Source organism: Streptomyces sp. NPDC029169 (assembly GCF_055563935.1).
This window is the reverse complement of the sequence record NZ_JBVHXA010000007.1, coordinates 271,420-289,828: the sequence shown is the minus strand read 5'-3', so window position 1 is coordinate 289,828 and position 18,409 is coordinate 271,420. Positions and strand designations below refer to the sequence as shown.

General features: G+C 70.6%; 21 protein-coding genes and 1 tRNA gene. 13 read left to right on the top strand and 9 right to left on the bottom strand.

Annotated features, from left to right (window positions below; translation table 11 throughout):
• The first annotated feature begins 68 nt into the window (after positions 1-68).
• From tadA to ACZ4VI_RS16425, 7 genes are all read left to right on the top strand, one after another.
• A complete protein-coding gene (tadA, locus tag ACZ4VI_RS16455) occupies positions 69-497 on the top strand; it encodes a tRNA adenosine(34) deaminase TadA (RefSeq protein ID WP_467999887.1) in 429 nt (142 codons plus the stop codon).
• Between the two features lie 56 nt (positions 498-553).
• A tRNA-Ser gene (locus ACZ4VI_RS16450) sits at positions 554-638 on the top strand.
• Positions 639-837: 199 nt separating this feature from the next.
• Entirely contained in the window at positions 838-1,002 is a 165-nt protein-coding gene (locus ACZ4VI_RS16445; RefSeq protein WP_175439350.1) for a hypothetical protein, read from the top strand.
• A 23-nt stretch (positions 1,003-1,025) separates the two neighbouring features.
• On the top strand, positions 1,026-1,319 hold the full coding sequence (locus ACZ4VI_RS16440; protein WP_467999886.1) for a Dabb family protein: 294 nt from the start codon (positions 1,026-1,028) through the stop codon (positions 1,317-1,319).
• Between the two features lie 171 nt (positions 1,320-1,490).
• The gene (locus tag ACZ4VI_RS16435) at positions 1,491-2,372 is read left to right on the top strand and encodes an RNA polymerase sigma factor SigF (protein WP_467999885.1); all 882 of its coding nucleotides are present in this window, start codon (positions 1,491-1,493) and stop codon (positions 2,370-2,372) included.
• A gap of 245 nt (positions 2,373-2,617) precedes the next feature.
• Positions 2,618-3,532 (top strand): RNA polymerase sigma factor SigF, encoded by a 915-nt coding sequence (locus ACZ4VI_RS16430; protein ID WP_467999884.1) that lies wholly within the window; start codon positions 2,618-2,620, stop codon positions 3,530-3,532.
• Positions 3,533-3,570: 38 nt separating this feature from the next.
• Positions 3,571-4,320, top strand: coding sequence for a hypothetical protein (locus tag ACZ4VI_RS16425; RefSeq protein WP_467999883.1), 750 nt, complete (start codon positions 3,571-3,573; stop codon positions 4,318-4,320).
• A gap of 101 nt (positions 4,321-4,421) precedes the next feature.
• Here the strand turns inward: ACZ4VI_RS16425 and ACZ4VI_RS16420 are convergent, their stop codons facing one another.
• A complete protein-coding gene (locus tag ACZ4VI_RS16420; protein ID WP_467999882.1) occupies positions 4,422-5,045 on the bottom strand; it encodes a TetR/AcrR family transcriptional regulator in 624 nt (207 codons plus the stop codon).
• Positions 5,046-5,163: 118 nt separating this feature from the next.
• Between ACZ4VI_RS16420 and ACZ4VI_RS16415 the strand changes: the two genes are divergently transcribed.
• Together ACZ4VI_RS16415 and ACZ4VI_RS16410 are read left to right on the top strand one after the other, a co-directional pair.
• Entirely contained in the window at positions 5,164-5,574 is a 411-nt protein-coding gene (locus ACZ4VI_RS16415) for a nuclear transport factor 2 family protein (RefSeq protein WP_467999881.1), read from the top strand.
• A gap of 59 nt (positions 5,575-5,633) precedes the next feature.
• On the top strand, positions 5,634-6,119 hold the full coding sequence (locus ACZ4VI_RS16410; protein WP_467999880.1) for an anthrone oxygenase family protein: 486 nt from the start codon (positions 5,634-5,636) through the stop codon (positions 6,117-6,119).
• 10 nt (positions 6,120-6,129) lie between these two features.
• Here the strand turns inward: ACZ4VI_RS16410 and ACZ4VI_RS16405 are convergent, their stop codons facing one another.
• Positions 6,130-6,480, bottom strand: a complete 351-nt coding sequence (locus ACZ4VI_RS16405) for a winged helix-turn-helix transcriptional regulator (RefSeq protein WP_467999879.1) — start codon at positions 6,478-6,480, stop codon at positions 6,130-6,132.
• A 96-nt stretch (positions 6,481-6,576) separates the two neighbouring features.
• Between ACZ4VI_RS16405 and ACZ4VI_RS16400 the strand changes: the two genes are divergently transcribed.
• Entirely contained in the window at positions 6,577-7,458 is an 882-nt protein-coding gene (locus ACZ4VI_RS16400; RefSeq protein ID WP_467999878.1) for an NAD(P)-dependent oxidoreductase, read from the top strand.
• 10 nt (positions 7,459-7,468) lie between these two features.
• Here ACZ4VI_RS16400 and ACZ4VI_RS16395 read toward each other — a convergent pair whose 3' ends face one another.
• Together ACZ4VI_RS16395 and ACZ4VI_RS16390 are read right to left on the bottom strand one after the other, a co-directional pair.
• Positions 7,469-7,807, bottom strand: a complete 339-nt coding sequence (locus ACZ4VI_RS16395) for a DoxX family protein (RefSeq protein ID WP_467999877.1) — start codon at positions 7,805-7,807, stop codon at positions 7,469-7,471.
• 188 nt (positions 7,808-7,995) lie between these two features.
• Positions 7,996-8,406: a putative quinol monooxygenase gene (locus tag ACZ4VI_RS16390; RefSeq protein ID WP_467999876.1), complete on the bottom strand. Its 411-nt coding sequence runs from the start codon at positions 8,404-8,406 to the stop codon at positions 7,996-7,998.
• A gap of 282 nt (positions 8,407-8,688) precedes the next feature.
• Between ACZ4VI_RS16390 and ACZ4VI_RS16385 the strand changes: the two genes are divergently transcribed.
• Complete coding sequence (locus ACZ4VI_RS16385) at positions 8,689-9,612, top strand: VOC family protein (protein ID WP_467999875.1); 924 nt, start codon at positions 8,689-8,691, stop codon at positions 9,610-9,612.
• Positions 9,613-9,976: 364 nt separating this feature from the next.
• Here the strand turns inward: ACZ4VI_RS16385 and ACZ4VI_RS16380 are convergent, their stop codons facing one another.
• Positions 9,977-10,207 carry a hypothetical protein gene (locus ACZ4VI_RS16380; protein ID WP_467999874.1) on the bottom strand — a complete coding sequence of 77 codons (231 nt, stop codon included), beginning with the start codon at positions 10,205-10,207 and terminating at the stop codon, positions 9,977-9,979.
• Between the two features lie 279 nt (positions 10,208-10,486).
• Here ACZ4VI_RS16380 and ACZ4VI_RS16375 point away from each other — a divergent pair, with 279 nt between their 5' ends.
• Both ACZ4VI_RS16375 and ACZ4VI_RS16370 read left to right on the top strand, forming a co-directional pair.
• The gene (locus ACZ4VI_RS16375) at positions 10,487-10,930 is read left to right on the top strand and encodes a MarR family winged helix-turn-helix transcriptional regulator (RefSeq protein ID WP_467999873.1); all 444 of its coding nucleotides are present in this window, start codon (positions 10,487-10,489) and stop codon (positions 10,928-10,930) included.
• Positions 10,931-11,021: 91 nt separating this feature from the next.
• A complete protein-coding gene (locus ACZ4VI_RS16370; RefSeq protein ID WP_467999988.1) occupies positions 11,022-12,545 on the top strand; it encodes an MDR family MFS transporter in 1,524 nt (507 codons plus the stop codon).
• An 80-nt stretch (positions 12,546-12,625) separates the two neighbouring features.
• Here the strand turns inward: ACZ4VI_RS16370 and ACZ4VI_RS16365 are convergent, their stop codons facing one another.
• The 4 genes from ACZ4VI_RS16365 to ACZ4VI_RS16350 all read right to left on the bottom strand — a co-directional run bounded on the left by ACZ4VI_RS16365 (position 12,626) and on the right by ACZ4VI_RS16350 (position 18,387).
• Positions 12,626-13,420, bottom strand: coding sequence for a TetR/AcrR family transcriptional regulator (locus tag ACZ4VI_RS16365; RefSeq protein WP_467999872.1), 795 nt, complete (start codon positions 13,418-13,420; stop codon positions 12,626-12,628).
• A 42-nt stretch (positions 13,421-13,462) separates the two neighbouring features.
• A complete protein-coding gene (locus tag ACZ4VI_RS16360; protein WP_467999871.1) occupies positions 13,463-14,992 on the bottom strand; it encodes an MFS transporter in 1,530 nt (509 codons plus the stop codon).
• A gap of 87 nt (positions 14,993-15,079) precedes the next feature.
• Positions 15,080-17,104 (bottom strand): ArnT family glycosyltransferase, encoded by a 2,025-nt coding sequence (locus ACZ4VI_RS16355; RefSeq protein ID WP_467999870.1) that lies wholly within the window; start codon positions 17,102-17,104, stop codon positions 15,080-15,082.
• The gene (locus ACZ4VI_RS16350; RefSeq protein ID WP_467999869.1) at positions 17,101-18,387 is read right to left on the bottom strand and encodes a bifunctional glycosyltransferase family 2/GtrA family protein; all 1,287 of its coding nucleotides are present in this window, start codon (positions 18,385-18,387) and stop codon (positions 17,101-17,103) included. Before ACZ4VI_RS16350 ends, ACZ4VI_RS16355 begins: the two co-directional genes overlap by 4 nt.
• Between the last annotated feature and the right edge of the window lie 22 nt (positions 18,388-18,409).

Genomic DNA, 18,409 nt, shown 5'->3' with positions numbered 1-18,409 from the left:
CCGTACCCGATCCAGACGCAGACCCCGTACCCGAGCCCGATCCCGTACGGGATCCCTGGCGTGGGGCCATGCGGCTCGCTCTCGCCGAGGCCGACCGGGCCGCGCTGGCCGGTGACGTACCGGTCGGCGCGGTCGTGCTGTCCCCGGACGGCACGGTCCTCGCCGTCGGGCACAACGAGCGCGAGGCGACCGGCGACCCGACCGCGCACGCCGAGGTCCTGGCCCTGCGCCGGGCCGCGGCGAGGACCGGGGAGTGGCGGCTGACCGGCTGCACGCTCGTCGTGACCCTGGAGCCCTGCGTGATGTGCGCCGGCGCGCTCGTGCAGTCCAGGGTCGACCGGCTGGTGTTCGGCGCGCTCGACGAGAAGGCGGGCGCGGCCGGTTCGCTCTGGGATCTCGTACGGGACCGGCGGCTCAACCACCGCCCCGAGGTGATCCACGGCGTCCTCGCAGAGGAGTGCTCGGCGCAGCTCACGGCCTTCTTCCGCACGCGCTGACCCGGGAAGCGATACGGATTTCATCGCAGCGGCATGTTTGGGCTAAGCTCTCTCTCGGTAGCGTGTCCGAGCGGCCGAAGGAGCTCGCCTCGAAAGCGAGTGTGGCGCAAGTCACCGAGGGTTCAAATCCCTCCGCTACCGCTTCGATCGAAGGGCCCGGTGCATCGCACCGGGCCCTTCGGCGTATCCGCGACGAGAACCGGACCGTCACCCTTCCGGGGGGCGGCAAAAGGCCCCGTTCTCCGGGCCCTTGGCCCATAAAGTCCCCGTGAGCCGGCCGAAGTGCCTCGGTTAGACTCACGCGTCCACGCAGGGGTGCAGACAGGGGAGGGCGCGGCAGATGGCGCAAGCGAAGAAGGTCGCGCTCTACGCGCTCGTTGTCTTTGTGCTGTACACGATCATCAATTCCCCGGACAGGGCCGCCGATCTCGTCCAGGTAGGGTTCGAGGGCATATCGTCCGCCGCACAGGGCGTCGGCGAGTTCATGACCGAACTCGTCAACTAGAACCACCGACGAGGAGTCCTGCTGTGATCCGCCATCTGGTCCTGTTCAAGCTCAACGACGGCATCGCGAAGGACGACCCGCGTGCCGTGGCCGCCGCCGCGGCGTTCGACGGGCTGGAGAAGGAGATTCCGGAGCTCGGCTTCTGGGAGTGCGGCTGGAACATCAGCGAGCGCCCCATCGCCTACGACTTCGCCATCAACTCGGCCGTCGAGGACGCCGATGCGCTCCAGCGCTATCTGGACCACCCCGCCCACCAGGCGGGTGTCGCCCTGTGGCGCGAGATCGCCACGTGGGTGATCGCGGACTACGCGTTCTAGCCTCTCCGCCTTCCCTCCGCCTTCCGAGCCCCCCGCCGTTACGGCGGGGGGCTTTTTGTCGCCAACACGACGCTATGCGGTGCTTGCACACAGTGGACATGTCTTGTGATGCTATGACCGCTTTTGACGGATGAGTTGACCGTAGTTGACCAGCTAAGGGGTGGCGTGAACGTGCCGGCCAGTACAGCGCCTCAGGTCCCGCCCCAGAACGAGGCCGGCGGCCCGGACACCGCGCGCGCCCACCACCAGCCCCAGCCCCATCGCCCGCAGTCCACCCGGCCGCAGTCCAGCCGGGGCGCCGACACCCGCGCGCTGACCCAGGTGCTCTTCGGCCAGCTCAAGGGGCTCGAGCCGGGCACGAAGGAACACGACCGCGTCCGCGGGGCGCTGATCGAGGCCAACCTCCCCCTCGTGCGGTACGCGGCGGCCCGCTTCCGCTCCCGGAACGAGCCGATGGAGGACGTCGTCCAGGTCGGCACCATCGGCCTGATCAACGCCATCGATCGCTTCGACCCGGACCGCGGCGTGCAGTTCCCGACCTTCGCGATGCCCACTGTCGTCGGCGAGATCAAGCGGTACTTCCGCGACAACGTCCGCACCGTCCACGTGCCCCGTCGGCTCCACGAGCTCTGGGTCCAGGTCAACGGCGCCACCGAGGACCTCACCACGGCCCACGGCCGCTCCCCCACGACCGCCGAGATCGCCGAGCGCCTGAAGATCGGCGAGGACGAGGTACTGGCCTGCATCGAGGCGGGACGCTCGTACCACGCCACCTCCCTGGAGGCCGCCCAGGAGGGCGACGGGCTGCCCGGACTGCTCGACCGGCTCGGCTACGAGGACCCGGCGCTGGCCGGCGTCGAACACCGGGATCTCGTACGGCATCTGCTCGTCCAGCTGCCCGAGCGCGAGCAGCGGATCCTGATGCTCCGTTACTACAGCAATCTGACGCAGTCTCAGATCAGCCAGGAGCTGGGCGTCTCGCAGATGCATGTGTCAAGGCTCCTCGCCCGCAGCTTCGCCCGATTGAGATCCGCAAACAGGATCGAGGCGTAGCTGAAACGGGTAGACCGGTTCGGAGTAGTTCTGAGCGGGTTTCGGGCTCCCCAAATGCCGTACACCCCTTGTTTCCTGCGGATATCACAGCGTGCTGTGTCGACAAGTCACTACAGCGTGTTGCCGACATGTGACATTCTGCTGGAACCGCGTTTGCCGCAGCCCCGCCTCCGGTATTCAGGTGGAGGCTGCGTTCCTCCGATGGTCGTGGCCGCCGCGACCGTCCGCGACCTCAAGGGGGTGGCATGTCCGCAGAACAGGGCAGCTCGAAGGTGCTCACGCTCACGCCCGCGGCGACGCCGGTACCGATGCAGGCACCGATGCCGGTCCAGCCGTCGGCGGAGACCGTCGAGGCCCCCGCGCCGGTTGTCGTCACGCCGGAAGCGCTCGACACCCGTACGCTCTCCCGCTCCCTCTTCCTCCGGCTGCGCGCCCTGGACGACGCCGGAGCCGCCGCGGACAGCCCGGAGCGGACCTACGTCCGTGACACCCTCATCGAGCTCAACCTGCCGCTCGTGCGGTACGCGGCGGCCCGCTTCCGCTCCCGGAACGAGCCGATGGAGGACATCGTCCAGGTCGGGACGATCGGTCTGATCAAGGCCATCGACCGTTTCGACTGCGAACGCGGCGTGGAGTTCCCGACGTTCGCGATGCCGACGGTCGTCGGCGAGATCAAGCGCTTCTTCCGCGACACGAGCTGGTCGGTGCGCGTCCCGCGCCGCCTCCAGGAGCTGCGCCTGGCCCTCACCAAGGCCAGCGACGAGCTCGCCCAGAAGCTCGACCGCTCGCCCACCGTCCCCGAACTCGCCGCCGTGCTGGGGGTGTCGGAGGAGGACGTCGTCGACGGCCTCGCGGTCGGCAACGCGTACACCGCCTCCTCGCTCGACTCCCCCTCCCCGGAGGACGACGGCGGCGAGGGCTCCCTCGCGGACCGGCTCGGGTACGAGGACACGGCGCTGGAAGGCGTCGAGTACCGCGAGTCGCTGAAGCCGCTGCTCGCCAAACTCGCGCCCCGGGAACGGCAGATCATCATGCTGCGGTTCTTCGCCAACATGACGCAGTCGCAGATCGGCGAGGAGGTCGGCATCTCGCAGATGCACGTCTCGCGTCTCCTCACGCGGACGCTGGCGCAGCTGCGACAGGGCCTGATCGCCGACTGAGGCTTCCCTGCTGACGGTCCGTCAGCCAGACTGACGCCATGCGGCGACGACAGAGGTCCCTTCTGACGGTGGTCGCGCTCTGCCTGGGCGGAGCGCTGACCGCGTGCGGCAGCGGTAACGACGGCGAGGGTTACGCGGCGGTCGGCGCGGGCTCCTCCCCGAAGGACGCGGTGGCGCCAACGGGATCGGTCACGCTGGTCCCGCTCGACGGCCCAAGCGCGTCCGCGAGCGGCACGACCTCCAGCACGTCGTCGCCCTCACCACGCCCACCGGGTACGACCCCGGCACCGCCCGGTGGCGGTACGGATCCGGAAACGGGTACGGATACAGGTACGGGTACGAGCACGGCCCCGGTAGCCCCACACCCCGGGACGACGACCACCCCGCCCGCCACGCCCGGCACGAACCCGCCCCACACGGCGACCGCGCCGCCCCCCGGCACGACGACACCAGCCCCGCCGCCCACCACCTCCCCGGCCGGCCCCGCCACGCTCACCCTCTCCGCTCCCGTACTCACGGACGCGGACACACGATGGTGCGAGCAGGTGACCCTGACCTTCCGGAACACCGGGGGCACGGCGGCCACTTCGGGAACGGTCACCTTCGCCACGCACATCATCGGCGCGCTCGGCATCGACTGGGCGACGATCGAATCGGCCCAGCCTCTGCCCGCCCCCATCGCGGCAAGAACGGCGCGGAGCAAGACGTACACGGTCTGCGTGGACTCCTGGCGGGTCCCGCTGGGCATGCACATCGATACCCAGAAGGTCACGGCGGTGTGGAAGTGACCGAGGGGTGATGCTCGGTACGGTGCCGGCGCAACAGGACGCTGAACCGCGAGCTCCCCGCACACCACACAGCCCGGCACGGGCACGTGCGGCCGGCTCAGCTAGGGCGTTTCTTCCGGGTCCGGTCGGGCGCCGAGGAGGCGGAGGATGCTGAGGCGGGCGGCGGCCTCTGCGTCGGCGAGCGTCATGCGGCCGGATGCCGCCTCTTCGCCTGCGGCGTGGCCGAGGGCGACCATCGCGGACACCAGCCAGTGCGGCGAGAGGTCGGTGGTGAACTCGCCCGTTCGACAGCCCCGTTCGACGAGCCGGGTGAGGCGTTCGGTGACGGGTCCGTGGGGGTCCGGGGCCCCGCCGTCGCGGTCGCGGGCCTGCGGCGGCGGGGTGCCGGCGGCGGTTTGGAGGAGCGATGCGTTGTCCTCGAACGACCGCCACGACGCGTCGAGGAACCTCAGCAATGCGGCTGTGGCCGACCCTTCGTCGAGCACAGCGGCGTCCAGGACGGCGACGGCATCCGCGGTGATCCGGTCGACGGCGGCTGCCAAGAGGCGGTCACGCGAGGCGAAGTGGGCGTAAACGGTCTGGCGGGTCACCCCTGCGGCCTTCGCAATGGCCTCCATGCCCGCGTCGGGACGCTGTCGCAGCAAGCGGACCGCGGCGTCGAGGACGAGTGCCCTGCTGCGCTCGGCATCCGCCCGGCGCCGGCGACCGCTTTCCCCTGAGGACATCATCTCTTACACCATTGTCAGAATTAATGGACGCGCATACCTTACAGGTGTGTAAGAGATCCTAGCCGGGTCCGGCCCCTTCCGAGCCGCCATCCGGCCCGAGTCCCCTGGGGGAGCCATGCCGCCCTTCGCCGACACCGCCCCCGTGGCGTTCATCGCCGCGTTCTTCGATTCCCTCACCGCGTCCACGGTCCGCGGCGACCCACCCGAAGAGGTGATGGAGCGCCACTTCACACCGGACATCGTCCAGATCAGCGACGGCATCCGGCTCGACCACGGCCGGCTCCTCGCCCACCTGCGACCGGTCCGCAGGAACGTGACCGACTGGCGGTTCGACGTGCACGAAGCCGTCGCCCACGGCACCCACGTCGCCGCCCGCCTCACCATCCACGCCCGAACCCGCAAGGGCGGCGCCACCGCCACCGACGTGCACCTCTTCGGTGAGTTCACGAACGACGGCCGCATGCGCCGCGCGCACCAGCTCACACGCGCCCTTCCCGCGCCCGGCGACGGGGACGAGGCCCTGTGACCCGACCCCGTCCCGCACCGTGCCCGCCCGCCACCCGCCCATCCAAGGAGGCCTGACGCATGCGCGTCCGACTCGTCCACGGGATCGCCCTGCTCGCCACCGGCCTGCTCGCCGGCGCCTTCGGCTACGGCGCCGCCAACCTCGTCCCCACCTTCGACGCCGTACCGCAGGACATGCGGTTCGACTTCCACGCCGAGCTGATGAAGATCAACGGGATCACCGTGCAGGGCGCGATGGTCGTCTCCACCCTCGGCTCACTCACCCTTGCCATCCTCACCCACGGCCGGACCCGCGCCCTGGCCGCGACGGCAAGCGCGCTCACCTTCGCGTCCTTCCTGATCACCCGCTTCGGCAACGTGCCGATCAACGGCAGGATCAAGCAGTGGGCGGTCAACGGGCCCGACCCCGACACCGCGAAGCTCCTGCAACGTTGGGAGCTCTTCAACGACGCCCGTACGATCAGCGCCGTCGCCGCCTTCACGCTGCTTGTCGTTCTCGCTCTCCGAAAGGGCGGGGTGGACGGTGGCGGAATCACCGACAGGTGATCGGGCATCATCATCTGGTCCGCGAGGTGATCGGCCGTTCGCGTCCCCAGGCGGCCAGGGGCTGGAGTGCGTCGTTGAGGCGCGTGCCGTCCTCGGTCAGCGAGTACTCGACGCGGGGCGGCACTTCGTCGTAGGAGACGCGGTGGACGACGCCGTCCGCTTCCATCTCGCGCAGGTGAGAGGCCAGCACCTTCTCCGTGACCCCCGGAAGCAGTCGGCGCAGCTCGCCGAAGCGGCGGCACGGGTGCTCGTGGAGCGCCCAGAGGATCAGTACCTTCCACTTGCCGCCGATCACCTCCATCGCGGTGTCGATCCCGCAGACGTGTCCGTCTGGTGTGCCCGGCCGGTTCAGCGTCGTCATGCCCCACCCCTCTGACGTGCTCGCTCACCTCAGGGTAACCACCCACTCCGAAGTGCGTACTTGATCACTTCCGGGCCTGGGACCAGCCTGATCGGCATGACACAGAACACTGTTGAGAAGACCCCCGTCACGCTCCTCGGCCTCGGCGCGATGGGCGCCGCGCTGGCCCGTACCTGGCTTGCCGCCGGCCACCCGCTCACCGTCTGGAACCGCACTCCGGCCCGCGCCGCCGCCCTCGCCGCCGAGGGCGCGAAGGTCGCGGACAGCGCCGCTGACGCGGTGGCGGCAAGCACCCTGATCGTCGTCTGTCTGCTGGACGACGCGTCGATCGACGAGGTGCTGACCGGCACCGACCTGGCCGGCAGAGACCTGGTCAACCTGACCACCAGCACCCCTGCCCAGGCCCGTGTCCGCGCCGAGTGGGCCCGCGAGCGCGGCGCGCGCTACCTGGACGGCGGGATCATGGCCGTCCCTCCCATGATCGGCGTACCGGAAGCCGGCGGCTACGTCTTCTACAGCGGCTCGCGAAAGCTGTTCGAGCGACACCAGGGGACCCTGGGCGTCCCGGCCGGCACCACCTACGTCGGCGAGGACGCGGGCTTCGCGGCCCTGCACGACGTGGCCCTGCTCAGTGCCATGTACGGGATGTTCGCAGGGGCCGCGCACGCCTTCGCCCTGATCCGCAAGGAGGACATCGACCCCGCGTCGCTCGCCCCGCTGCTCGCCGACTGGCTCGTCGCGATGGCCCCGGCGGTTCACCAGACCGCCGACCAGCTGCGGAGCGGCGACTACACCAAGGGTGTCGTCTCCAACCTCGCCATGCAGGTGGCCGGCACGCCGACCTTCCTGAGCACCGCCGAGCAGCAGGGTGTCAGCCCGGAACTGCTCAGCCCCTACTTCGAGTTGATGCGCCGCCGCCTGGCCGAGGGCAGCGGCGAGGAGGACCTGACGGGCGTGATCGACCTGCTGGTGCGGTGACCGACCGCGCTCAGGCGAGGACCAGGGCGGCGACCACCGGGGCGGCGTACATCAGCGGCGCCGCGACGTGCGGGTACCGGCGGGCGCGGATCACGGTGATGACGGCTCCGGCGAAGTAGAGGACCGTACCGATCCCCGCCGTCAGGCCGATCGCCGGGACCCACAGGCCGACCACGAGGCCCACCGCGCCGGCCGCCTTGGCCACTCCGAGCCAGGTCCACCAGGAGCGGGGGACGCCGTACTCGGCCAGCGGCTCGACGACGAACGCGGCCTTGGCGAAGACCGAGACGGCGGAGAAGCCGACCATGAACGCGGCGACGGCGGTGACGACGATGTATGAGGTGGACATCGGAGGCTCCTCGGCTCGGGTGGCTGCGGGTGCTCTTCCCGCGCGCCTACTCCCCTGACGGAGCGCACCGCACCGGTGTGACAGGTCCGGCGCGACATTCTGAAGCGGCGGGGGCGTCGTCGATCACCGAAGGCCCTCAAGTCCCTTGCGGTGGTGCAGCTGGTCACCCTCGGTGGGTCTTCCGAGAGTCACCGGGAGGCGTGTCCGGTGATCCGGTCGACCGCATCGGACCAGTCGAACGGCAGGGCGCTGCCGGGCACGGTCCAGCTGATGATGACCGGGTCACGTAGCCGTGCGCTGAAGTCCCGCATGGTCCGCTCGTGCGGCTGGGCTCGTACGAACGCGTCCAACGCGGCCTGGTCACGCCAGGCGGACAGCGTCCAGAAGGTCTTGGCAAACGGATCGACCCTCAGCGACATGCCGAGACACCCGTCGGCCGCCAGGACCTGCCGCCGAATGGGCTGAGCCGCCGCGAAGAAGCGGGGAATGTCCCAGGCCTTGCGCAGAACGAGGCGGGATCCGAGGACCAGCACCTCGTCGGGCAGCGGACCTGCCGTGCCGGAGCCCGCCTCTGTGGCGGTCCAGGGGAGCGTCGGCATCCCGGTGCCTCCTCGGAATCCGTGCCCGGTCCGATCTGATCGCGGGCGAATTCCAGCATCCCTCCTGGCCGCCCCCACCGCCTGGCGAGCGATCCGAACCGGTGACACACGCGTTCGGGACGGTGCGGGCCTGCTTTCGACCCGGCCGTCACGGCTCAGCCGACCTTGTGGTCGACCTTGTCGGCGACCTTGTGGGCGCGGGTGGTGCCGAGTTCGCGTACCGCGTCGGTCGGGGGATGGTGGCGACCTGAGTCGGGGGTGGGCGTCGCCTACGGTGAGGCCATGCCTCACGACATCACGCGCTTACATCACGTCGGCCACGTCGTCAGTGACATGGCACAGGCCATAGCCGTCTACCGGCGGTTGGGATTTCACGTTCCGCCGCCCAGTGTGCCGGCGCTGGCACCCCGCGAGGGGGCGGCGCCGGAGCCCTTCGGGGCAGCGAACACCCACGCCGACCTGTCCCGGAGCTTCGTCGAGTTGGTGACCCCGGTGAAGCCCGGGAACACAGCGGGTCTCCCAACCGACGCCCGGATCGTTCCACTCCAGGCACCGCCGGAGAAGCTCCCCATGCTCGTGTCGCGGATCGAGGCGACCAGTGCCCAGCTCGGCGGATGGCGCGATCGCTTCGAGGGGCTGCACATCCTGATGTTCTCCTCGCCGGACGTCGACGGCGCGGCGGACCGGCTCACCGCCGCCGGTGTCGGACACGGCGGGGTGAACACCGTCGGCCGGCCGGTCGAGACCCCCGACGGCGTACGCACGGAACTCGTCCGCTACCTGGAGATCGACGGAGCGCCGGAAGGCCGGGTCGGCGTCGTCGCCGACCTGAGCCCTGAATTCCAGCACACCCGTCGCCTCGACCACCCCAACGGCGCCCAGGACCTCGTCGAGGTGGTGCTGTGCGCACCTGGCGGACAACTCCCCCTGGTTCGCGAGCGGTACGAACGGTATCTGGGCAGGCCGATCTCCGCCGAGGGGCCGGTCACCCTCATGACCAAGGCCGACCTCGCGGATCTGCTGCCGGGTGAGGAACCGCCCGCGCTCCCGGCGCTGGTCGCCTGCACAGTCACTGTCCCCGACATCGCTCGGGTGCGTGCGCTGCTTGCGGAGAACGGACTGCCGGTACGCAAGACGGCCCGAGGGGAGCCCTTCGTTCCGGCCGAAGCCGCACTCGGCGCAGCTCTGATCTTTCGGGAGATCTGATGCACCACCCACCCAGGGTGACCAGCGGGGCATGAATCCCGGCCGCCGACCCGCCGTCAGCCGCTGAGCCGGGCCGCCCCATGCCACTGCCGCGCGAACCACCCACACGCCCGCAGGCGCCGAACCCATCCCAGCAGCACGAGAGTTGGCGCGTGGCCACGCCCCCGGCCGCCCTCCGAGTGTGAAAAGGCGACCGGAGGCGGCGGGTCAAGGGTCGGCGGAGCCGATCGCGCAGCGACGCGACGGAGGAGCGCCCTTGACGCGCCGCCTCCGGTCGCCACACTCGGAACGAGGGCGGCCGAGCCAGAAGCCCGCGAGGGGCCCGGACTGTGGGTGCCTCAGAAACCCCGCCCCGCCAGCCCCGTCAGCCCAAGGCCAGCCAGGCCACTGCCGCCAGGACGGCGATCGCCGCGATCACGCCGACGATGAGGCCGACCCGGGGGCCGGAGGACTGGGGGGTCGCCGCCGGGCGGGCGCCGCCCTGCGGGGCGCCCTCGTCGACGAAGGCGCGGAACATCTGGGTGCTGCCGGCGGGGTCGTAGCCGCCGTCGTTCGCCGGGCCCTGGCCGTACGGTGCTTGGGGGTTGTGTGCCATGGGCCCAGACCCTAGCGAACCCGGCCCCCATCGGGTCCAGTGGGGCGCGGAGGGTCTTCACAGGGCGCTCACCCGTCCGCACGTTCCACGACGACATGGTCACCGGAGACGCGCAGGCGCCCGCCCGGCACGACCGGGCGGGGCCTCGCGGTTGCACCCGTCCCCCTCCGCCCTCCCACCCCCTTTGCCGATTCTTTAGCGCGGTTTGACCGATTTAGTTTGCCTGGAGCAACCATCCAACTCTATGGTTGCCCTAAGCAACAAGATGTGGGAGTGCCCGTGGACACGCCGAACCGCTACGAGAACCTCGCCCGCCAGGTGAGCGCCATCGGCGCCGTCAAGCGCGGGCTCGCCCGCGCTCTGCCCGTCGAGTGCCAGGGCGGATCCGCCGCCGTACTGGCGCTCCTGAAGCATCACGGCGACATGCGGATGGGCCGCATCGCGGAGCTGATGGCCGTCGACATGTCGGTCAGCAGCCGGCATGTGGCACACACCGTGGAGCACGGCTGGGTCGAGCGGCTCCCGGATCCCGCCGACAAGCGCTCCCGGATCCTGCGGCTCACCGCCGCCGGCCACGACATGCTCGCCGAGCTCGACCGCCGGGTGACCGAGACGTTCGCCCGCAGCCTCACGGACTGGTCCGACGACGACGTCGAACTCCTCACCGCCCTCCTCGCCCGCCTCCGCGACGCCTTCGGAGACTGCCGGGCCCACCACGCGTAAGCCCAGCGCGTAACAGCAAAGGACGTTCATGGCCACGACCACCCCCGCCCCGCCAGCGCAGGCGGGCGGCCACAGCTCCGACGGTGCGCCCATGTCGCACCGGCAGATCATGGAGGCGCTCTCCGGGCTGCTGCTCGGCATGTTCGTCGCCATCCTGTCCTCGACGATCGTCTCCAACGCCCTGCCGGAGATCATCAAGGACCTCGGCGGCGGCCAGTCCGCGTACACCTGGGTCGTCACCGCCGCGCTTCTCTCGATGACCGCCACCACCCCCCTCTGGGGCAAGCTCGCGGACCTCTTCTCCAAGAAGCTGCTGGTCCAGATTGCCCTGGTCATCTACGTCGCAGGCTCGGTCGTCGCCGGTCTCGCCCAGAACACCGGCATGCTCATCGCCTGCCGTGTCGTCCAGGGCATCGGCGTCGGCGGACTGACCGCGCTCTCGCAGATCATCCTGGCCGCGATGATCGCCCCGCGCGAGCGCGGCCGGTACAGCGGCTACCTCGGCGCCACCTTCGCCGTCGCCACGGTCGGCGGCCCGCTGCTCGGCGGTGTCATCACCGACACCGACTGGCTCGGCTGGCGCTGGTGCTTCTACGTCGGCGTGCCCTTCGCGCTCATCGCGCTCCTGGTCCTCCAGCGGACCCTGAAGCTCCCTGTCGTGAAGCGTCGCGAGGTCAAGGTCGACTGGACCGGCGCCTTCTTCATCAGCGCCGCCGTGTCGCTCCTCCTCATCTGGGTGACCTTCGCCGGTGACAAGTACGACTGGATGTCCTGGCAGACGGCCGCCATGGTCGGCGGTGCGGTCGTCCTCGGCGCGCTCTTCCTCCTCGTCGAGTCGAGGGCGAGCGAGCCGATCATCCCGCTCCGCCTCTTCCGCAACCGCACCATCACCCTCGCCTCGCTCGCCTCGCTCTTCGTGGGTGTCGCGATGTTCGCCGGCACGGTGTTCTTCAGCCAGTACTTCCAGTTGGCCCGGAACGAGTCGCCGACGATGTCCGGCGTCCTGACGATCCCGATGATCGCGGGCCTGTTCGTCTCCTCGACCGTCTCCGGCATGGTCATCACCAAGACCGGCCGCTGGAAGGCCTGGCTGGTCAGCGGCGGTGCGCTGACGACCGGCGGGCTCGGGCTGCTCGGCACGATCCGTTACGACACGGCGTACTGGCACATCGCGCTCTTCATGGGCGTCATGGGTCTGGGCCTCGGCATGATGATGCAGAACCTGGTGCTCTGCACGCAGAACCAGGTGGCCCCGGCCGACCTCGGCGCCGCGTCCTCCGTCGTCACGTTCTTCCGCTCCCTCGGCGGTGCGGTCGGTGTCTCGGCGCTCGGCGCGGTCATGGCCAACCGGGTCACGCACTACGTCCAGGACGGCATGGCCGCCCTCGGCCCGAAGGCGGCGGGTGCGCTCGGCCAGGGCGGTGGGGCGGGCGCGGGCTCGATCCCGGACATGGACAGGCTGCCGGCCCCGATCCGTACCGTCATGGAGAGCGCGTACGGACACGGCGTCGGGGACGTCTTCCTCTACTCGGCGCCGTTCGCGCTGCTCGCCTTCCTGGTGACGCTGTTCATCAAGGAGGTCGCGCTGAAGAGCAGCAGCAGCCAGGAGAGGTGAAAGGCTCCCGGCCGCGCTCCGAGCGGAGGCGCGGCCGGGTCGGGTACGGAGCGGCGGGTAAGGGACGGCCCGTCGCTCCGTCAGTTCTCCTTGCCGCGAGCTTTGCCGCGAGCTTTGCCGCGGGCGGCCATGGCCTCGATGCCCGCGATCAGCACATCGAGGGCGTAGTCGAAGTCGCGGTCCCAGATCTCGCTGACGCTGCCGTGCGAGGCCCGTTCGTCGAGGAGCTCCGCCATCGGTTCGAGCGCGTCCACGAACTGCGGATCGTCGCGGAACGCGGTCATCGCCTCGCCGTAGAAGTCGTCCTGCGACATGCCCGCCTCGGCCGCCCGGCGCCCGAACTGGGACTCGATCGTCCCGTACCCGTACACGAACTGGAAGACCGCCGACATCGCGCTCGGCTGCCGGTCGATCGACAGGCCGGTGTCCCTGATCGCCTCCTGGATCTTGACGAACACGGCGATCGCGTGCGGGCCGATGTTCAGGTACTGGCCCGCGCACGGCGACATCCACGGGTGGCGCACCAGCATCCGCCGGTAGTCCAGGGCGAGTACGCGCACCCGGTCGCGCCAGTCCCCGGCGGCGTCGACCGCGTCGAGGTCGATCTCCCCGTAGCAGGCGTCGAGGGCGTACTCGATGATGTCGTCCTTGGTGTCCACGTACCAGTACAGGGACATCGCCGTGACGCCCAGCTCGGCCGCGAGCTTGCGCATCGACAGCTTGGCCAGGCCCTCCTCGTCGAGGATCCGGATCGAGGTCGCCACGATCCGTTCGCGGTCGAGACCGGCCGGGCCGCCCCCCGCGCGGGCGGCCGGCTGCTCCAGCCACACGCTGGAACGCGCCGGGTTCTTGGCCCGGTCGGCGGCCTTGACCATCGCGTTCCTCCGTGGGTTCACCGTCGGCAGTTCGTCACCATGCTATGCAGCGACCGCCTTCTTCTCGGACCGCTCCTTCTCTCCCCGCTCCGCGCGCTTGAGCAGCGCCGCCGCCAGCAGACCACCGGCGAAGACGGCGATCGCGCCGACCAGCTGGCTGGTCTGCAGGCCGGAGGCAAAGGATTCGGAGATCTGCTGCCGTTCGGCGTCGCTGCCGGCCGCAGCGAGCGCCGCGGGCAGCGAGGTCGCGGTGACGGCGACGAGCGCCGCGAACCGCGCGTTGAGGACGGCGCCGAGGACGGCGACGCCCAGGCCGTTGCCGAACTCGGCGAGGGTGCCGTTGATACCGGCGCCCACGCCCGCTTTCTCCGGCGGAATGGCGCTCATGATGGCGTTGGCCATGGCCGGGGAGGAGACGGCGATGCCCGCGCCCATCAGGACCAGGCCGAGCAGCATCCCCCCGTAGCTGCCGTCCGTACCGCCGCCGAGGACGGCGATCGAGGTGAGACCGCCGGAGACCAGGGTCATGCCGAGCAGGACCGCGGGCGGAGTGCCGATCTTCATGACCAGGCGCGGGCCGACACCGGTCAGGTTGAGACCGACGATCGTCAGCGCGAGCGGCGCCATCCGCAGGCCGGCCTCCAGCGGCTCGTAGCCGAGGACGAACTGCAGGTGCTGGGTGAGGAGGAAGAGCGAGCCGCCCATGCCGAAGACGACGAGAAGCGAACCGCCTATTGCGCCGATGAACTTCTGGTTGCGGAAGAAGTGCATGTCGAGCATCGGGTACGGGATGCGCAGCTCCCACAGCGCGAAGGCGCCGAGGACGACGGCACCGATGGCGGCCGGGACCAGCACTTCGGCGGAGGTCCAGCCGTGCTCGGGGCCGGTGATGATCGCGTACACGACAGCGGCCATACCGAGGGTGGAGAGCAGCGCGCCGAGCAGGTCGGGGCGGTCGCCCTGCGGATTCTTCGACTCCGGTACGAGCTTGAGGACGGCGACCAGGCCGATCAGCGCCACCGGGATGTTGATGAGGAAGATCATTCCCCACCAGTAGTGGTTCAGGATCACGCCACCGATCAGCGGTCCGGCGGCGAAGCCGAGCGAACTGACGGTGGACCAGAGCGCGATGGCCTTGACCCGCTCGGAGTCGTCGAAGATCTGCATGACGACGGCGAGCGTGGTGGTCATGAGAAGCGCGCCGCCGACGCCCATACCGGCGCGGGCGGCGATCAGCTGGCCGGTGGAGTCGGCGAGTCCGGCGGCGAGCGAGCCGAGGCCGAAGAGCGCGAGGCCGGCGGCGAGGAGCTTCTTGCGGCCGTAGCGGTCGGCGGCGTTGCCGGCGGTGAGCAGCAGGCCGGACTGGACGAGCGAGTATGCGTTGATCATCCACTGGATGTCGCTGGTGGAGGCGTGGAGTTCCGAGGTCAGCGAGGGGATGGCGACGCTGAGGACGGTGTTGTCGAGCAGCACGGTGAGCTGGGCGAGGCAGATGACGCCGAGGATCAGCCAGCGCTGCGGGTGGCCGCCGGTGGCGGCCGGGGGTGAGGACGCGGCGGTCGTCGCCGTCATGGACAGCACTCCTTGTACGGTGTACGGGACTCGGTCTCGTACACCGTACAAGGATCTCTCTTACGCTGTATAGCGATTATTTCGCGGCTATTTCTTCTTCGTCAGGTCGTAGAAGGTGGCGCCGTCGACGGTGACCTGCTCGAAGGTGGCCGTGACCCAGGTCGCGATCTCCGAGTTGCCGCCGCCGGGTCCGCCCTGCGAGCCGCCGATGAAGTAGTGGATCTTCCCCTGGGCGACGTACTGCTTGAACTGCGCGAGGGTCGGGGACGGGTCGCTGCCGTTGAAGCCGCCGATCGCCATCACCGGCTTTCCGGTGGCGAGCTGGTAACTGGCGGCGTTCTGCGCGCCGATGGCCGCGCCGACCCAGGTGTAGTCGTCGGCGCCGTCGAGGAGGGCGGCCCTGGCCTGGGCGCCGACGGTGGCGCCGTTGAGGAGACCGCCCATCCCGCCGGGGCCGCCTCGCTCCATGCCCTGGGGAGGGGTGCCGCCGGGAGCGCCGCCGGGCATCTGGCCACGACCAGCAGGTGCCTGACCACCCGGAGCCATACCGCCCGGCCTCTGCCCGTCCTCCATCCGCATGCCGCCGCTCGGCCCGCCGCCCATGCCCATGCCCATGCCGCGACCGCCCGCCGGACCCGCCGGTCCCGCCGTCACGATCGACCCCTGGTGGCCCGTGCTCAGCGTCTCCAGCGTGTACGCGAACGGCCCCGCGAGCCCCGCCGCCAGACCGAGCCCCGCGATCCCGAGCCCGATCCGCCGGTCGAGCCGTCCCGCGAGCAGCAGCCCCAGCGCGGCGACCGAGCCGGCGACCAGGACCGTCCAGCGCAGCCACGGCAGCCAGTCGGGCGTCCGGCCGAGCAGGACGTACGCCCAGACCGCCGTCGCCGCGACCGCCGCCCCGAGGGCCGCCGAGGCGAGGAACCGCCCGCGCTCCTCCCACAGGACGCTCGCGCCCATGCCGACGAGGACCGCGATGTACGGGGCCAGGGCGACGGTGTAGTACTCGTGGAAGATGCCGGCCATGAAGCTGAACACGGCCACCGTGATCAGCAGCGAACCACCCCAGACGAGGAACGCGGACCGGGCGGTGTCCGTCCTGGGGGCCCGCCAGGTGATCACCAGACCGGCCACGAGCAGGATCAGCGCGGCGGGCAGCAGCCAGGAGATCTGGCCGCCGACCGAGTCGTTGAACATCCGCCCGATGCCGGTCTCGCCCCAGCCGCGTCCCTGACCACCGCCCACGCTTCCGGTCTCGTTGCCGTTGATCCGGCCGAGGCCGTTGTAGCCGAAGGTGAGCTCCAGGAAGCTGTTGTCCTGCGAGCCTCCGATGTACGGGCGGGAGGACGCCGGCCACAGCTCGACCAGGGCCACCCACCAGCCCGCCGAGACGATCATCGCGAGCCCGCTGAGGGCCAGTTGGCCCATCCTGCGGCCGAACCCGGCCGGTGCGCACACCGCGTACACGAGCGCCAGCGGCGGCAGGATCAGGAACGCCTGGAGCGTCTTGGCCAGGAATGCGAACCCGAACGCGACCCCGGCCCACACCAGCCACCTCGTGCCGCTCTTCGCGTCCTCCAGGGCCCGCAGCACGCAGTACACGGCCACCGTCATCAGCAGTGCGAGCAGCGCGTCCGGGTTGTTGAAGCGGAACATCAGCGCCGCGACCGGGGTGAGGGCGAGGACCGCGCCCGCGATCAGCCCGGCGCCCGCGCCGAACCGGCGCCGTACCGCCGCGTAGAGGACGGCGACGGTCGCCACCCCCATCAGCACCTCGGGCAGCAGGATCTGCCAGGACCCGAGCCCGAAGAGGCGTACGGACAGGGCCATCGGCCAGAGAGCGGCCGGCGGCTTGTCGACCGTGATGGCGTTGGCGGCGTCGAGCGAGCCGAAGAAGAAGGCCTTCCAGCTCTCGCTGCCGGCCTGGACGGCGGCGGAGTAGAAGGAGTTGGCGTAGCCGGAGGCGCTGAGGTTCCAGACGTAGAGCGCGGTGGTGACGGCGAGGAGGGCGAGGAACGCGGGGCGCACCCAGGGCGCGTCCCCGGCCCGACCGCGCCAGAGGCGGGCGGGGCGGCCGGGCGGCGCGGCGGGTTCCGCGTACGTGGTCGTGGTCATCGGGCGTTCCTTGAGGAGCTTGAGGCGGAGGCGTCTGGGAAGACCCAGAGCCGGAAGAGGAGGAAGCGCAGGACGGTCGCGGCGAGGTTGGCCACGATCAGGACGGCGAGTTCGGTGGAGTGGGCGGGGGCGCCGGTGGCAGCGCCGAGCGCGGCGAGCGAGCCGCTGGTCAGGGCGAGGCCGATGCCGAACACGACGAGCCCCTGCGCCTGGTGGCGTACGACCCGGTCCCGTCCCCGTACGCCGAAGGTGAGGCGCCGGTTGGCGGCGGTGTTGGCTACGGCGGAGACCAGGAGGGCGGCGGCGTTGGCGAGTTGGGAGCCCACGCCGAGCCGAAAGGCCGAGTAGAGAAGGAGATAGAAGAGGGTGGACAGCGCGCCGACGACACAGAAGCCGACCAGCTGCCGGGCCAACCCGCCGGGCACGCCTGCCAGTTGGCGGTCGCGCGGGTCGTCGCCGAAGGGCCGGGCGAGCCGGTCGAGCGGCAGCGAGCCGGTGGCGAGCGCTCGGCCGACCCGCCAGACGCCCTTCAGGTCGTCGGTCGCGGTCTTCACGATGTGGACGGTGGAGTCGGGATCGTCGACCCAGTCCACGGGCACCTCGTGGATGCGCAGCCCGGCGCGCTCGGCGAGGACCAGCATCTCGGTGTCGAAGAACCAGCCGGTGTCCTCGACCATCGGCAGCAGCCGCTCGGCGACCTCACCGCGTATGGCCTTGAACCCGCACTGCGCGTCGGAGAACCGGGCGGCGAGCGAGCCGCGCAGGATCAGGTTGTATGCCCGCGAGATGAACTCCCGCTTCGGTCCGCGCACGACCCGCGAGGCGCGGGCGAGCCGGGAGCCGATCGCCAGGTCGGAGTGGCCGGAGATGAGCGGCGCGACGAGCGGGAGCAGGGCGTTGAGGTCGGTGGACAGGTCCACGTCCATGTAGGCGAGGACGGGTGCGTCGGAGTGCGACCAGACGGTACGCAGCGCCCGGCCGCGGCCTTTCTGCTCCAGCCGTACGGACCGCACCTCGGGCAGCTTCGTCGCCAGGCCGGCCGCGACCTCGGGGGTGCGGTCGGTGGAGGCGTTGTCGGCGACGGTGATGCGGAAGCCGTACGGGAAGGTACGGGAGAGGTGGTCGTGGAGCCGCAGGACGCACGGCTCCAGGTCCTTCTCCTCGTTGTAGACGGGAATCACCACATCGAGGACGGGCCGCCCGGCCGTGCCGACGGGCAGGTGGTCCCGGGCGGGGAGGGTGCCTACACCGGAGGCGGGGCCCGCGATCGTTTGGGTTCGCATGGCACAGACGCTCGCCGTGGCG

Excerpts from the sequence above, each read along its gene's own strand:
- tadA (WP_467999887.1), top strand. The coding sequence starts at position 69 with ATGCGGCTCGCTCTCGCCGAGGCCGACCGGGCCGCGCTGGCCGGTGAC.
- ACZ4VI_RS16445 (WP_175439350.1), top strand. The coding sequence starts at position 838 with ATGGCGCAAGCGAAGAAGGTCGCGCTCTACGCGCTCGTTGTCTTTGTG.
- ACZ4VI_RS16430 (WP_467999884.1), top strand. The coding sequence starts at position 2,618 with ATGTCCGCAGAACAGGGCAGCTCGAAGGTGCTCACGCTCACGCCCGCG.
- ACZ4VI_RS16425 (WP_467999883.1), top strand. The coding sequence starts at position 3,571 with ATGCGGCGACGACAGAGGTCCCTTCTGACGGTGGTCGCGCTCTGCCTG.
- ACZ4VI_RS16420 (WP_467999882.1), bottom strand. The coding sequence starts at position 5,045 with ATGTCCTCAGGGGAAAGCGGTCGCCGGCGCCGGGCGGATGCCGAGCGC.
- ACZ4VI_RS16415 (WP_467999881.1), top strand. The coding sequence starts at position 5,164 with ATGCCGCCCTTCGCCGACACCGCCCCCGTGGCGTTCATCGCCGCGTTC.
- ACZ4VI_RS16410 (WP_467999880.1), top strand. The coding sequence starts at position 5,634 with ATGCGCGTCCGACTCGTCCACGGGATCGCCCTGCTCGCCACCGGCCTG.
- ACZ4VI_RS16405 (WP_467999879.1), bottom strand. The coding sequence starts at position 6,480 with ATGACGACGCTGAACCGGCCGGGCACACCAGACGGACACGTCTGCGGG.
- ACZ4VI_RS16400 (WP_467999878.1), top strand. The coding sequence starts at position 6,577 with ATGACACAGAACACTGTTGAGAAGACCCCCGTCACGCTCCTCGGCCTC.
- ACZ4VI_RS16395 (WP_467999877.1), bottom strand. The coding sequence starts at position 7,807 with ATGTCCACCTCATACATCGTCGTCACCGCCGTCGCCGCGTTCATGGTC.
- ACZ4VI_RS16390 (WP_467999876.1), bottom strand. The coding sequence starts at position 8,406 with ATGCCGACGCTCCCCTGGACCGCCACAGAGGCGGGCTCCGGCACGGCA.
- ACZ4VI_RS16385 (WP_467999875.1), top strand. The coding sequence starts at position 8,689 with ATGCCTCACGACATCACGCGCTTACATCACGTCGGCCACGTCGTCAGT.
- ACZ4VI_RS16380 (WP_467999874.1), bottom strand. The coding sequence starts at position 10,207 with ATGGCACACAACCCCCAAGCACCGTACGGCCAGGGCCCGGCGAACGAC.
- ACZ4VI_RS16370 (WP_467999988.1), top strand. The coding sequence starts at position 11,022 with ATGTCGCACCGGCAGATCATGGAGGCGCTCTCCGGGCTGCTGCTCGGC.
- ACZ4VI_RS16365 (WP_467999872.1), bottom strand. The coding sequence starts at position 13,420 with ATGGTCAAGGCCGCCGACCGGGCCAAGAACCCGGCGCGTTCCAGCGTG.
- ACZ4VI_RS16360 (WP_467999871.1), bottom strand. The coding sequence starts at position 14,992 with ATGACGGCGACGACCGCCGCGTCCTCACCCCCGGCCGCCACCGGCGGC.
- ACZ4VI_RS16355 (WP_467999870.1), bottom strand. The coding sequence starts at position 17,104 with ATGACCACGACCACGTACGCGGAACCCGCCGCGCCGCCCGGCCGCCCC.
- ACZ4VI_RS16350 (WP_467999869.1), bottom strand. The coding sequence starts at position 18,387 with ATGCGAACCCAAACGATCGCGGGCCCCGCCTCCGGTGTAGGCACCCTC.